This is a genomic window from Microbacterium sp. NPDC056736, from assembly GCF_042790415.1.
Classification (GTDB): Bacteria; Actinomycetota; Actinomycetes; order Actinomycetales; family Microbacteriaceae; genus Microbacterium.
Window position 1 is genome coordinate 301985 of record NZ_JBHTZE010000003.1, and the last position, 13607, is coordinate 315591.

Here is a 13607-nt window from a genome sequence, read left to right on the forward strand (position 1 = left end):
CATTGTCCTGCCCTTCCGTGAGCCAGCAGTGTCATTCCCCCTCCGTCGGAAAGTACCACAGGCGTGAGCCAAGATCGACAGTCTTCTTCGCAAATCGTCGATGACCTGGAATAGTGGGCTTCATGGCAGACGTCGAGGCGTATGACTTCAGCGACGAACGCATCGATCTCGGCAGTGGGGTGACGCTTCCGAAGTCGTGGCGCGCGCGTGTGTCGGGTGAGCAGGACGTGCCCGGCACGATCACCGTCCGCGTGGAGTGGGATGACAGGCTCGGACGCACCGCCGTCGTCTTCGCTGCCCTCGAGCGCGACGCGGAGGGCGTCGACATCACCAGCCAGGTGCTCCGTGAGGTGCGGACGCATTGGATCATGACGAGGTCAGCTCTCGATGTCGTCACCGTCGACGTCAGCACTGAGGATGGCGGCGAGCGCGACCGCATTCCGGTGCGCGACTTTCTCAGTCGGGTGCGGGCGCATGAGGAGCGCGAGCCTTTGGAGTCCCTCCACGCCGCGATCTCCGTCTATCGCGTCGCGACGGCAATCAGCTATCCGCCACTCAAGCTCGTCGCCGACACCCTGCATATCAGCCAGAGCACCGCGACGCGCCTCATGAGTCGCGCGCGCGACTCGGGCCTCGCGCCGGAGGTCCGGATCCAGGAACCCCGGCGGGCGCCGGCGGTAGACCCTTACAACCCGGGCAGGCCATTTGACCCTGCGGCGCCTCATCAGGGGCCAGCTCAGCCCGGAGGCCCGTCGATCGGACGCTGAGCGGCCTGCCGGCGCCGCTGCTTGGCGCCCACTCCAAGGCCAGCGACGTCAGATGCTACCCGAGAGCATAATGCTCACTGGTGGGCGCATATGGCGATCTATGCGTAGCAATGTGCTCATTTGGTTGTCGTTGCCCCAACACTCGATTTCGACGCCTACCGAGCTCGCCTCTCTTTCGCTAGTTACCCCTGATTCTGCGGGCCTTTTCGCCCGCATTTTGCCCGCAAACAGTTTGCAGCGAGCTGTTTTTGACGGTCGCGCGACGTCACTCGCATCCCTCAAGATCCGCGTAATTACGCGGTTTCTGCAGTTTAGGGTCGGATTGAGCATTATGCTCAGTCGTGTTCGAGTCCCTCCAGGGGGCACCGTACTCTTTCCACTCCTGACCAGGAACTTATCTCGAGGCTCTGAGTCTCATACGGGTCCCTCGCCCACGCTCTCGGCGGGTGGAGTTCGGGCTTTCGCGGGGTTCGCCCGGGCAAACCACGAACAGGTTGGCCCACGTCTGGCCGCTAACCCGGAAGTAGCGGTGGGCTAGCAGGAGGTAGGCGCGCGGTCGATGCTCGCGCTGCCAGCGGCGCCGCGCCCCGGAATGGTGCGACGCAAGCTCGTCCTCATAGGGGGCATGGCCAGCCGCGGCGCAGCGGGCCCGAGCGCTCTCTTGCGGGGCCTATGGACGGGACTTACTCTGAAGTGAGTGCCCCAGACCCCGGTCAACTCCACCGACCCGACGGCGTGGGAACGCGGACTGGAAGACCACGATGGGCACCTTCACGTATGGCCAGCTGGGGCAAGGCTCCGTGATCGACGACCGCATGCTGCTGCATCTGCAGGTCGTCATCGTCACCCAGCTGCGCCGTGGCGAACGGTTTCTGTTCCGCTGCGACATGGATGAGCACATCCGCTCCGCGGAAAGCTTCTGGATGTCACCGGACATTCCCCTCAGGTTCGCGTTCGACCGACCCACCGCCGCGACGATCAACCCGGCCTGGCTGGCGATCCTGGCTTTCGCCGCCGCCACCACCGCCGGCCTGTGGCTCATTCCCGAACCTGTCGACCTGTCGCTCGACGGTGCCGCGCACCGAGAACCAGAGTTGGCCCGCGTCGGCACCTGATCCGTTCCGCGTCAGTCGCTAGATTCGGCGGGCACCCGCACAGTGAGCTGTCGCGGCTCCACCCAGGTGCGGATGGCCACCGCGCGGCCGAACTCGTCGCCGTCGAGCTCGATCAGCTCGGGGCGACTCACGATGAGGGTGAACAGGGCTCCCCTGATGTAGTTGAGGGCGTCCACCTCCTTGGTGCGGAACTTCCGGCCCAAGCGGGTGCGGCTGAGCACGCCGTTCTCCCAGATGATCTTCGTCACGATCTGCGCCCAGCTGATGAATCCTTCGGGCCGGAGCAGGACGATGTCCAGCAGACCGTCGTCGACGGCCGCGTCCGGCAGGAGCAGCACATTCGCTTGCAGCGAACCGCAGTTGCCGATGATGATCGTGTGCGCGCGCAACGACCGCACTCGGTGTCCGTCCAGGCGGTAGCGCACCCTGAGCTGGTTCTTGTCGCGCAACGCGGTCGCGATGGCCTTCACGTAGGCGAGCCAGCCAACCTTGGCCTTCAGTTCGTCATCGGTGTGAGCGAGCATCTTCGCGTCGAGTCCGAGCCCCGCCATGACCAGATACGCGTGGCGGTCGACAGTGCCGTCTTCGCGGCGGATCTCGATCATCCCGAGATCGATCTGCCGATCCTCCCCCGTGAATGCGGAGTGGATGGAGTGCTCGAGATCATCCAGCGTGAGCTTCAGATTCCGGGCGAGGAGGTTGCCGGTGCCGGAAGGCAGCAGAGCCAGCGAGACAGGCCGCGCGCGCACGGCTTCGGCCACAGCCCGCACCGTGCCATCACCGCCCGCGACGATGATCATCGTCACGCCCTGGGCAAGCGCCTCCTCGGTCATGCCCTGCCCCGGGTCTTCGGCGCTGGTCTCGAACCACAGCGTCTCACCCCAGCCCGCAGCCGTCTGCTCGGCCGCGACGACGGCCCTGATCGCCGGCAAGTCGACCTTGATCGGGTTGTAGATGACAGCAGCGAGTCGCGTGGATCGAGCGGCATCCCCGCTCCGGCGGTCCGTATCCGCTACATCAGTCATGGCGTGGCCTCGTCCATCAGTTGGTGCGTTCCTCTGTCCAGTCGCGATCGTCGGCGTTGTCGCCGAACGAGCCGGGCACGCGTGCACCCTTGCTACGAGCGAATCAGACTGACTCGATATGCGCGCCCCCCTTGCTTTTCGCACCCACCGTCGCGACCGAGCGGGCTCGCGCACCGAGAGCCGAAGGTCCCGCCGGCTCTGAAGGCGCGTCATCACCGGGCACTGAGCACGGACAGCGGCTGTGCGCAACCCCCGAGGTCGTGCCGGATCAGCCGACGTACCGTGCGGGGGAAAGGAGATCTCGTGCACGCAATCGATCTGATCATCGGCGACTACGTCCATCGCCTCCCGATGGACGTCGACGAGGCAGCTGTGCTGGCGCAGCTGATGGCGGGGATCCTCGCGGGCGGAGGTGTCGTCGACCTGCCGACGGCGTCGACGAGCGCGTCCGTGTCGGTTCTCATCAGTCCCGGCGTTCCCGTGTTCGTCGAGCGCATGGAGATTCCGGACGCACCCGGCGAGGAGCAGGCACTCCCCGGTGATCACTCCCAGTGGCCGTTCCGCTGAGCTCCTCGCGAGCGGCTGACGCGGACGAGCAGGTTAGGATAGCCATACCTGCCCTGCCCGTCGCGTGCTCCCACCAGCCGCACCCTCGGAGGAATCCCCCACCTCGATGACTGCGACCGCCACCGCGCCCGGCCTCTCGCTTCTGGGAGGCAGCCCGGACCACCCGGCATTGATCGCCGACGGCGCTCGCGTGGACTACAACGAGTTGCGCGAGCGTGTGGCACGTCGTCGCGACGAGATGGGCGGCATCCGCCGACTCGTCATGATCGCGGCGAGCAATGCGGTCGAACCGATCGTGACGTACCTCGCAGCCCTGGAGGGCGGCCACCCGGTGCTGCTGGTCGACGGCTCCGATGAGGAGGGCGCGCGAGCGCACCGCGCCGCACTCATCGCCCGGTTCGACCCCGACGTCGTCGCCACGGACGGCCCGTCGGGCTGGGTGCTCGAGGAGCGTCGCGTCGGCAGTCGGCACGATTTCCACCCGGATCTCGCGGTGCTGTCCAGCACGTCGGGGTCGACCGGATCCCCCAAGCTCGTGCGGCTGTCGGCCGAGAACGTGCGCAGCAACGCGGCGGCCATCGCCGAGTACCTGCGGCTGAGCCCGGCCGACCGTGCGGCGACCACGCTTCCACTCCAGTACTGCTACGGACTCTCGGTGGTCAACAGTCACCTGCTCGCCGGCGCCAGTGTGGTCCTCACCGGCAGGTCGGTCGCCGATGAGGAGTTCTGGATGCAGGCCCGCCGCGACGGGGTGACGTCGTTCGCCGGGGTGCCGTACACCTTCGACCTCCTCGATGCGGCGGGCTTCGCCGCGCGCGAGCTGCCCTCGCTCCGCTACGTCACCCAGGCGGGCGGGCGCATGGCGCCCGAATCGGTGCGGCGGATCGCGCAGCTCGGCCGAGAGCGCGGCTTCGAGCTGTTCGTGATGTACGGGCAGACAGAGGCGACGGCGCGCATGGCATACCTCCCGCCGGAACTGGCCGCGACCCACGCGGGCTCGATCGGCCGGCCGATCCCCGGCGGGTCCTTCCGCATCGACGCCGTCGACGAAAGCGGAACGGGCGAACTGGTGTATCAGGGCCCGAACGTCATGATGGGGTACGCGCACACTCCCGAGGACTTCGCGCACGGTCCCAGCCTGACCGAGCTGCGCACGGGCGACGTGGGACGACGACGCGAGGACGGCCTGTACGAGATCGTCGGCCGGATCAACCGCTTCGTGAAGGTCTTCGGCCTGCGCCTCGACCTCGACCGCATCGAGCAGCTGCTGGCCGAGGAAGGCATCGAGGCGCGCGCGACGAGCGCCGACGAGCGCCTGCTGCTCTTCGCGACGTCGGAGCGCGCGGCCGAACGGGCCCGCGCTCGCGCCGCCGCGCTGTCCGGCCTGCCGGCGCGCGTCATCTCGGCATACGCCGTCGCCAAGTTCCCTCGCACGTCCAACGGGAAGCGCGACTATGCCGCTCTCGCGCGGTACGCCGAGCTGAGCGACCGTGCGATCCGCGCGAGCGAGGCGACCGCGCCACCGGGCGGCGCGGTGACGGCCGAACGCGTGCGCGATCTCTACGCGGCACTGCTGGGAGAGCCGGATGCCGGGCTCGACGACTCGTTCGCGGGGCTCGGCGGCGACTCGCTCAGCTACGTCGAGATATCACTGCGACTCGAGGAGATGCTCGGATCGCTGCCGCGGGAGTGGCCGGCCCTCACGCCGCGGGAGCTGGCAGCGCAGCACCGGCCACCGGCAACGCCTGCTCCGTCGGCAGACGGCAGAGCCGCACCGACGTCCGGGAGCGAGCTGCCGGCAGCGACCGCTCCCCCGGCGCGTCACGCCTCTTCGTCGCGCCGCAGAGTCTGGACGCGGCTGGAGACGCCGGTGCTGCTGCGCGCGGCCGCGATCTTCCTCATCGTCGCCACGCATGCCGACCTCCTCACCCTGCAGGGCGGCGCGCACCTGCTGCTCGCCGTCGCCGGGTACAACCTGGCGAGGTTCCAGTTGGCGCCCGTCGCCGGCACGACGCGGCTGCGGCGCCTGGGACGCAGCGCGTCCCAGCTGGTGGTGCCGGCCGTGCTCTGGATCGGAGCGGTCGCGCTCGTCACCGGGCAGTATGCGCCGACGACGGTCGCACTGGTCAACAACTTCGTCCCCGGCGACGGCCGGTGGAGCGAACAGTGGCAGTTCTGGTTCCTCGAGACGATGCTCTGGGCCATCGCCGGTGCGGCTCTGCTGTTCGCGGCGCGCCCGGTCGACCGGCTGGAGCGGCGCGCGCCCTTCACCTTCGCCCTCGTGGTCTTCAGCGCCGCGCTCGCCGCGCGGTTCGCACTCACCGGCCTCACCGCCGAGCACGTCGAGCGCTACACCGCACCCGTCGTGCTCTGGCTGGTCGCGCTCGGCTGGCTGGTCGCGCGGGCCGACACCACGGCACGGCGGCTGGTGGTGTCGGCGCTCGCCGTGGCATCCGCGTATGGCTTCTTCGGCGACCCCGGGCGTGAGGCGATCGTCGGCGGCGGCATCCTGGCGCTCCTGTGGATTCGAGCGGTCCCGGTCCCCCGCGTCGCCGTTCCGGTGCTCGTCACGGTCGCCGCCGCGTCGCTGTTCGTGTATCTCACGCACTGGCAGGTCTACCCGCCGTTCGAGCAGAGCGCGCCGTGGCTCGGGACGCTGCTCTCGTTCCTGGTCGGCGTGCTCGCCTACCGGGCCTATGTCACCGTCAGCGGTGCCACGCCGGCCGTGATGAAGAGGCTCAAAGCGGGGCGGAAGCGGTCCCGGGCCCTCCAGCCGTGACGATGCTCCCCGTCGTGGCGGCGGCTGCGGAGTAGAGCACGACACCGCCTTCGACGACCACCCGCACCGCCGTGCCGGGAGCGAACGCCGCGGCACGGTGCTGGGGAACCCGGTACACCAGCTCGGTCGCGAGCTCCCCCGCCCCGACGCGCAGGCGCAGGTCGGCGGTCGACCCCGCGGGACGCACGGCCGTCACGACCGCGTTGGCCACCGCGGCGAGTGCGGCGGCGGCGCCGTGCGTGGCCGCGGCGACCCGCAGCTGCGCCGGCCGCACCATCGCGCGCACGTGCTCCGCTCCGCCGGAGAGATCGTGCCGGACGGCGAGGCGGCCGAATCCGCACTCGACGCCGTCGGCGTCGACGTGGGCGGGGATGACGAGGGCGTCGCCGAGGAAGAGCGCCACCGAGGCGTCGACGGGCGCGTCGTACACGGCCATCGGGTCGCCCGACTGCACCAGCCGTCCACCGACCAGCACGCCGACCTGGTGGCCGAACGAGAGTGCCTCCTCCTGGTCGTGCGTGACCAGCACTGCGGTGACGCCGCTGCGCTCCAGCACCTCGATGACGGCGTCCCGGGTGGACGAGCGCAGTCCGGTGTCGAGGGCGCTGAACGGCTCGTCGAGGAGGATCATGCGGGGCTGCTGGGCGAGCGCCCGGACCAGGGCGACTCGCTGCTGCTGCCCGCCGGACAGCTCGTGCGGCATGCGATCGGCGTAGGCCGGGGGCAGCGCGGCGAGCTCGAGCAGCTCCCGCACCCTCTGGACGCGACCGGGGCCGCGGGGCAGGCCGAAGGCGATGTTGCGCCCCACCGACAGATGCGGGAACAGCGCGCCGTCCTGCGCGACGTAGCCGATGCCGCGGCGGTGGGTGGGGACGCTGCGGCCGGGTCGCGACAGCTCGTCGCCGCCCAGGCTGATGACGCCGGCGTCGGGATCCACGAAACCGGCGACGAGACGCAGCAGCGTCGTCTTCCCGCTGCCCGAGGCGCCGACCAGTGCAAGGCGCGTGCCGCGCGGCACCTCGAGCGAGACGTCGCGCAGCACCTCGGTGTCGCCGAAGGCCTTCGACACGCCGTCCAGTCGCAGGGTCATCGAACGGTCCTCCCCGTCGCGTGGGTGAACATCAGCGCGACCGCCGGCACCGACAGCAGCACGAGCAGCACCGCGTGCGGCGCCGCGGCGGGATAGTCGAGAGCGGATGCCGCAGACCAGAAGCTCGTCGCCACGGTGCTGGTGCCCGTGGGGGCGAGCAGGAGGGTGGCGGTGAGCTCGTTCGCCGCGCCCAGCGCCACGAGGGCGGCTCCCGCTCCGATCGCCGGGAGCAGGAGAGGCACGGTGACGCGCATGCGGGCGGCCGCCGGGCTCACCGCCAACGCGCGCGCGGCCTCCTCGAGCGACTCCGGGACCTGCGAGAGGCCGGCTCGAAGCGGCACCAGTGCGCGCGGGAGGAAGATGACGACGTACGCCGCCACGACGGTGAACGGGGTCTGGTACAGCGCCGGTGCGAACGCGAGCGTGGCGGCGACGAGCGCCAGCGCGACGATGATGGCCGGCAGGCTGCTGGCGAGATACGCCGCCCCCTCGAGCACGCGCGAGACCCGTCCCGGATAGCGCACGGCGAGCCACGCGAACGGCAGCGCGACGGCGATCGTGCACACCGCCCCGGCCAGTGCGAGAGCCAGCGTCTGCAGCGCGGCGACCCCGACCTCTGCGAACGCAGCCGGATCGGCCCGCATCAGCCACCGCCCGACGCTGCTGAGCGGCACCACGAGCGCACCCGCCAGCACCACCGCGACGGCGATCAGCGATGGTGCGGTGAAGCGGCCCAGCCGCAGCGTGGCGGCGGGGTGGGGCGAGCCGCTCCCCAGGCGGGCATACCGGGCGCGGCCACGCGCGGCCGACTCCGCGACGAGCAGCAGCAGGCACAGCAGCGCCAGCACCAGGCCGAGCGCGGCGGCGTTCGGACCGGCGAACGTGCTCTGGTAGGCGACCACGATCGCCGTGGTGAACGTGTCGAAGCGCAGGAACGCGAACGCTCCGTACTCGGCGAGGAGGTGCAGCGCGACCACCAGTGCCCCGCCGAGCACCGCCAGACGCAGCTGAGGCGCGACGACGCGGAAGAACACCGCCCACGACCCCATGCCGAGCGTGCGGGCCGACTCCTCCAGCGCCGGATCCAGGCCGCGGATGGCGGCGAGCGCCGGCAGGTACACCAGCGGGAAGTACGCGAGCGTCGCCACCAGCACGGCGGCCCACAGCCCGTTGAGGGAGGGGATCGCGCTCGCCCAGCCGTAGCTGGCGACGAACGCCGGGATGGCCAGCGGAGCGGCCAGCGCGACCTTGATGACGGCGCGGCCGGGAAGCGTCGTACGCTCCACCAGCCACGCCCCGCCCACCCCGAGGAAGATCGTGGCCGGCACGCCGATGAGCACCAGCAGCACGGTGTTCACCAGCAGCTCGCCGACCTTGGGCCGCAGCACGAGCGCCGACAGCTGGTCCCAACCCATTGCCACGGCGGCCTGGACGACGTACACGATGGGCACCAGCGCGCCGAGCGCGAGCACCGCGACGACAGCCACGAGCGCGGCGGGCGGGCGCCTCTCGGCCGCTCCGCCCGCCGTCGCGCGCGTGTGCAGCTGGGTCAGAGGAGTCCGGCTTCCGTCATGAGCTCGATGACGGCGGGACCGTTGAGCGTGGAGGGGTCGATGACGGGAGCGCCGAGCTCGGCGAGCGCGGGCAGCTCGGTCTTGGCCGAGACGCCCGAGGCGACGGGGTACTCGAAGCTGTAGCCCTCGCCGAGGATGGCCTGGCCCTGCGCCCCGGCGATGAATGCCAGGAACTGCTGGGCCTCGTCGGCGTGCGGCGCGTTCTCGAGCACGCCGCCGCCCGACACGCTGACGAACGCACCTGGGTCCTGGTTGCCGAAGTAATGCAGCGCCGTGTTCGAGCTGTCTTCGGCGGCGGCATCCTGATCCCGGTACCAGTAGTAGTGGTAGATGATCCCGACCGGCACCTCGCCGGCGTTGACGGCCTTCATCGTGACGATGTTGTTGCGGTACTCCACGGCGTTCTCGGCCATGCCCTCGAGCCACTCCCGCGCGCCGTCCTCGCCCTGCGTGGCGAGCACCGCGGACACGATCGCCTGGAAGTCCGCCTTGGCGGGCGCGGCACCCCAGCGTCCCTTCCATTCCGGCTCGGCGAGTTCGAGAAGCGACGCCGGAAGCTCATCCTCGGAGATGAGGTCGGGGTTGTAGACCAGCACCGTGGAGCGAGCGGCGATGCCGGTCCACAGGCCGGACGCGGGCCGGTACTGCTCCGGCACCAGGGCGAGCGTGCCGTCGTCGACCGGTGCGAAAAGGCCTGCTTCCTCGACGAGCGACATCGCGGGCGAGTTCTCGGTCAGGAACACATCGGCCTTCGACGCCGTGCCCTCCTGCACGAGCTGGTTCGCCAGCTCGCTGTCATCGCCGTTGCGCAGCACCACGTCGATGCCGGTCTCAGCGGTGAACGCCTCGGCCCATTCCTCGGTCAGCTGCTCGTGCTGGGCGTTGTAGACGACGAGGGCGTCGGCGTCAGCGGCGGTGTCCGCACCGCCCGCGCCGCCGGCGCAGCCGGCGAGTGCGAGGACTGCGAGGACCGCCGAACCGGCGAGGAGGCGGCCGGGGCGCGCGGACAAGCGCGGGCGTGAAGGCATGGGAGATCTCCTGGGAACGAGACAGGTAAGGCTAGCCTAATGCACGCCGCTTCCCGGTTACGACGACGTCGCCGCCCCGGACATCATGATGCCGGCCTGTCAGAGCCGCCTCACGTAGACGGCGACGCCGTCCTGGTCCTCGACGTCCAGGCGGAACTCCTCGCCGTGGAACCAGGCCTCGGTCGGGATCGAGCCGTCGGACTCTCGATCCCGAAGCTCGACGCCCACGGTGAGCCGGACCTGCCCGCCGACGCTCACTTCATCGAACTGAGCGGTGTACGGCTCGCCGGATTCCATTCTGTGAGGCTACGCCCGCGGGCGCTTGTCTGTGAGCCGCACATGTTCACGGCGTACGGTCAGGTCATGACGACAGCGGGCGGTCACGGCGAACTCGAAGATCAGGACGCGCCCGGCTTGCCGGGCGGGTCAGGTCCCGCGAGCTTTCCGCCCCGGTCACGGAGGACCGAGCCGGGCGGTCGCCGCCGTGGCGAGATCTGGGTGGTGGCGCGGAACGAGTCACGAGGCGGATGGGATGTCTGCAAGGGCCACGCACGGCGGCCGTCGGCGCATTACGACACCGAGGCGGAGGCCGTCGAGGCGGCGGCCGCGATCGTCCTCCGCCGCGAACGCGGTGAGGTCCTGATCCAAGGCCCGGACGGCACGCTCGTGCCGCACCCATCCGGTGCGGGGGGCGACTAACCTCTCAGTTGTATGAGCGACAGCGTGGGCGACGTCATGCAGGCTCTCGATCGTGGATCGTTCCGGCCTGCCGACTACAGCGCGCCCTTCGTCCGCCTCTTCCCCGTGAGCGGCGCGTCGGTGTCCACACTGGGCGACGTGCTGGGCAGCGAGACGCTGTCGGCGTCGGACGATCGCGCCGCCCGACTGGACGAATGGCAGATGGACCTCGGTGAGGGGCCGTGCTGGGACGCGCTGCGCTCGATGGCACCCGTCGAGGAGCCGAGCTTCGCGACCGCGGGCCGCACCCGCTGGCCCGCCTTCTCGGCTGCCAGCAGCGCGGAGTCCGTGGCGTCGATCTTCGCGTTCCCGCTCGCCGTCGGGCCGCTGCGTCTGGGCGCCGTCGACCTCTATTCGCTGATGCCGGTCGCGCTGACCACGCGGCACACCGGGGAGGCATCCGCCATCGCGGACGCCATCGGACGCGACATCCTCACCCGTGCGATCGGTGAACAGGGCGACCTCAGCTCCACGAGCCCCGCCTCTCGCCGAGTGGTCCACCAGGCGACCGGCATGGTGCTCGCACAGTTGCAGGTCGGTCCGGACGCCGCGCTTCTGGCCATCCAGGGTCACGCCTTCGCCTCCGGCCGCGCGGTCGCCGAGATCGCCGAGGACATCGTTCAGAGGCGCCTGCGGTTCGTGAACCATGATGGCCGTATCGAGGTGGAGCAATGAGCGCCATCGTGCGAGAGGCCGAGCTGGTACGAACGTTCGCGAAGCTCGCCGACACGCTCGTCGCCGAATACGACGTCGTCGACCTCCTGCAGGTGCTGGTCGACTCCTGCCGTGACATCCTCGGAGCGTCCGCGGCGGGAATCCTCCTCGCCGGCGACGACGATCGCCTCGAGCTCGTGGCGTCGACCAGCGAAGCGAGCCGGCTCGTCGAACTCATCCAGCTCGCCGCGCAGGCCGGTCCCTGCATCGAGGCGTTCGGCACGGGCGAAGTGGTGACGGTGCCCCGGATCTCGGAGTCGCCTCCGGAGTGGTCCGCCTTCCGCGAGAGCGCCGTCGAGCTGGGGTTCGGGGCGGTCACGGCGATTCCGATGAAGCTTCGCGAACACATCATCGGCACGCTCAATCTCCTCGTCACCGGAGACGGCCCCCTGGAGGAATCCGACCTGACCGCGGCCCGGGCCTTCGCCGACGTGGCGACGATCGGCATCCTCCAGGAGCGTTCCATCCGGCGGGGCGAGCAGCTGACGGCACAGCTGCAGCACGCGCTGCGGAGCAGGGTGATCATCGAACAGGCCAAGGGAGTGGTCGCCCACACTCACGGCGTCGCCATCGACGAGGCGTTCGAGATCATCCGTGCGTATGCACGCAGCCACCAGCAGAGTCTCAGCGGCGTGGCCGCCAGGCTCGTGAGCCGCGAACTGGTGATCGACCCGAGACAGCTGTCGAGCTGAGCTACCCTCGGACGCTGTCCCCCGACACCTCCGCGCCCCCGACGGTCAGTCTGCTCACCTCGAGGCTCTCGACTTCGACGCTGCCGAGCGAGACGTCGCCGGGGACACCCTGTTCCTCAGGCACCGGACCGGCAGCCACGTTCTCATCCACCAGGGTGACGCCACCCGAGCTGTTCGCGGACTGCGCGAGGTCCTCGATCCACCGGCGGCTCAGCTCGGGAGGCTCCGCGTGATCGAACACGAACCGCAGCGGAATGGACGGGTGCAGCCAGATGGTGCTGCGTCCGCCCGGCTGATCGTCCTGGTGACGCCACGTCAGCGTGAAGCTCTCGTTGCGACGCAGCTTCGTGGCGATGACGACTTTCAGGTGAGCCAGCGCGCGATCCTCGATGTGGATCGGCGTGGCGTCACCGCCGTAGAAGATCGTTCCCATGGCTCGAAGCATAAGCCGTCACGGCGGCCCCCGACGACGCGGAGCGGGCGGGTGATTGACGGCGCTCTGAGATGGGTGCATGCTCAGCCCAACTGGGGAATGGGGCGCTCATGTCTCTTCATGCTGCACTCGCCGTGGCGGCGGAACCGTCGCCGGGTCCGACGCCGGCCGATCCGGCCGCGGTCGACGTCGCACTGTCGAACTACTACCTGGCCGTCGGGCTGCTCGTCAGCGCCATCGTGGTCATCATCCTGGCCCTGGCCTTCGCCTGGCTCTACCATCGCGACGCGCTCAGGGTCATCGAGAAGCTCGCCACCACGGAGGGCGGCCCCCCGGTGGGCATCGACTCCGGCGCAGCGGTGGAGCGGGGCGTTCGCGTGGGGCCGGCGATCGTCGGCGGCAGCACCGGGCAGAAGGACACGGCTCTGATGTTCACCGTCGAGAACCTCCCCGACGACGCCACCGTCGCGTGGGACGTGGAGGGGGCGACGATCGAACGGATCGACGGCGGCCGCACGATCCTCGCGACGTTCGCGGCCGACGGCAGCCACAAGGTCGCCGCCACCGTGACGCAGGCCGATGGGAACCGGATCGAGCTCGAGGCGAAGGAGGTGGAGATCGGGCCGAAGCCGGCGGCCGCGGCATCCGCTCCCCCCATCGTGATCCCGTTCGTGGTCAAGAACTGGGGGCGGCTGGTCATCGTCCTGTTCGGAGTCGGGGTGATCTCGGCGCTCATGGCGTCGCAGATCCTCGACGCCGCAGCGGGGATCGGCATCCTGGGAGCCCTGCTGGGCGCCGGCGCCGTCTCGGCGACGACCGGCGGGTCGTCCGAAGCGCCCGCCGCCCCGCGGTCCGGCTCGGCGCCAGGCGGCTCTGACGGCACCGCCGGCGGCGGAGGCCAGGCCTGATCGCACCACGCTCGGCGCCCGCTCCGCGGTGTCGGCGCGGTCCTGCGCGCGGCGGAGGGGGGGGTGCCCCCGGGCAACCCCCCCCCCCCCCCCCCCCCCCCCGCAAAAAAACCCCCGGGGGGTTTGGTTGTACTATAAAAAAAAAAAAACCCACCACACAAAAAAATTTTTAGTGGT

Annotated in this window: 13 protein-coding genes and 1 pseudogene; 8 read left to right on the forward strand and 6 right to left on the reverse strand. The window is 70.1% G+C overall.

Annotated elements, in window-relative coordinates:
* The first annotated feature begins 122 nt into the window (after positions 1-122).
* Together ACFRAL_RS08705 and ACFRAL_RS08710 are read left to right on the forward strand one after the other, a co-directional pair.
* Entirely contained in the window at positions 123-767 is a 645-nt protein-coding gene (locus ACFRAL_RS08705; protein ID WP_378881815.1) for a hypothetical protein, read from the forward strand.
* Between the two features lie 761 nt (positions 768-1528).
* Positions 1529-1882, forward strand: a complete 354-nt coding sequence (locus tag ACFRAL_RS08710) for a hypothetical protein (RefSeq protein WP_378881818.1) — start codon at positions 1529-1531, stop codon at positions 1880-1882.
* An 11-nt stretch (positions 1883-1893) separates the two neighbouring features.
* On the opposite strand, the gene ACFRAL_RS08715 is transcribed toward ACFRAL_RS08710, so the two are convergent.
* Positions 1894-2814: a diacylglycerol/lipid kinase family protein gene (locus tag ACFRAL_RS08715; protein ID WP_378881821.1), complete on the reverse strand. Its 921-nt coding sequence runs from the start codon at positions 2812-2814 to the stop codon at positions 1894-1896.
* A 396-nt stretch (positions 2815-3210) separates the two neighbouring features.
* On the opposite strand from ACFRAL_RS08715, the gene ACFRAL_RS08720 reads away from it, so the two are divergent.
* Positions 3211-3474: a hypothetical protein gene (locus tag ACFRAL_RS08720; protein WP_378881824.1), complete on the forward strand. Its 264-nt coding sequence runs from the start codon at positions 3211-3213 to the stop codon at positions 3472-3474.
* Positions 3475-3580: 106 nt separating this feature from the next.
* A complete protein-coding gene (locus ACFRAL_RS08725; protein WP_378881827.1) occupies positions 3581-6253 on the forward strand; it encodes an AMP-binding protein in 2673 nt (890 codons plus the stop codon).
* Here ACFRAL_RS08725 and ACFRAL_RS08730 read toward each other — a convergent pair.
* From ACFRAL_RS08730 to ACFRAL_RS08745, 4 genes are all read right to left on the reverse strand, one after another.
* Positions 6213-7343: an ABC transporter ATP-binding protein gene (locus ACFRAL_RS08730; RefSeq protein ID WP_378881830.1), complete on the reverse strand. Its 1131-nt coding sequence runs from the start codon at positions 7341-7343 to the stop codon at positions 6213-6215. The two genes, ACFRAL_RS08725 and ACFRAL_RS08730, sit on opposite strands and share 41 nt — an antisense overlap.
* Positions 7340-8830 (reverse strand): ABC transporter permease subunit, encoded by a 1491-nt coding sequence (locus ACFRAL_RS08735; protein WP_336396614.1) that lies wholly within the window; start codon positions 8828-8830, stop codon positions 7340-7342. Before ACFRAL_RS08735 ends, ACFRAL_RS08730 begins: the two co-directional genes overlap by 4 nt.
* Positions 8831-8892: 62 nt before the next feature.
* Complete coding sequence (locus ACFRAL_RS08740; protein WP_378881834.1) at positions 8893-9945, reverse strand: iron ABC transporter substrate-binding protein; 1053 nt, start codon at positions 9943-9945, stop codon at positions 8893-8895.
* Between the two features lie 99 nt (positions 9946-10044).
* Complete coding sequence (locus ACFRAL_RS08745; RefSeq protein ID WP_336396616.1) at positions 10045-10242, reverse strand: hypothetical protein; 198 nt, start codon at positions 10240-10242, stop codon at positions 10045-10047.
* Between the two features lie 66 nt (positions 10243-10308).
* Here ACFRAL_RS08745 and ACFRAL_RS08750 point away from each other — a divergent pair, with 66 nt between their 5' ends.
* From ACFRAL_RS08750 to ACFRAL_RS08760, 3 genes are read left to right on the forward strand one after another with little or no spacing between them, the layout of a single operon-like run.
* Complete coding sequence (locus ACFRAL_RS08750) at positions 10309-10644, forward strand: DUF2188 domain-containing protein (RefSeq protein ID WP_378881838.1); 336 nt, start codon at positions 10309-10311, stop codon at positions 10642-10644.
* A 12-nt stretch (positions 10645-10656) separates the two neighbouring features.
* Positions 10657-11358, forward strand: a complete 702-nt coding sequence (locus ACFRAL_RS08755) for an ANTAR domain-containing protein (protein ID WP_378881840.1) — start codon at positions 10657-10659, stop codon at positions 11356-11358.
* Positions 11355-12089: a GAF and ANTAR domain-containing protein gene (locus ACFRAL_RS08760; RefSeq protein ID WP_378881843.1), complete on the forward strand. Its 735-nt coding sequence runs from the start codon at positions 11355-11357 to the stop codon at positions 12087-12089. The genes ACFRAL_RS08755 and ACFRAL_RS08760 overlap by 4 nt, the downstream gene beginning before the upstream one ends.
* Positions 12090-12228: 139 nt before the next feature.
* Here ACFRAL_RS08760 and ACFRAL_RS08765 read toward each other — a convergent pair.
* Positions 12229-12522 (reverse strand): annotated as a pseudogene (locus ACFRAL_RS08765) (hypothetical protein); the annotation flags it as partial.
* Between the two features lie 110 nt (positions 12523-12632).
* Here ACFRAL_RS08765 and ACFRAL_RS08770 point away from each other — a divergent pair.
* Complete coding sequence (locus ACFRAL_RS08770) at positions 12633-13430, forward strand: hypothetical protein (RefSeq protein WP_378881844.1); 798 nt, start codon at positions 12633-12635, stop codon at positions 13428-13430.
* The last annotated feature ends 177 nt before the right edge of the window (positions 13431-13607 follow it).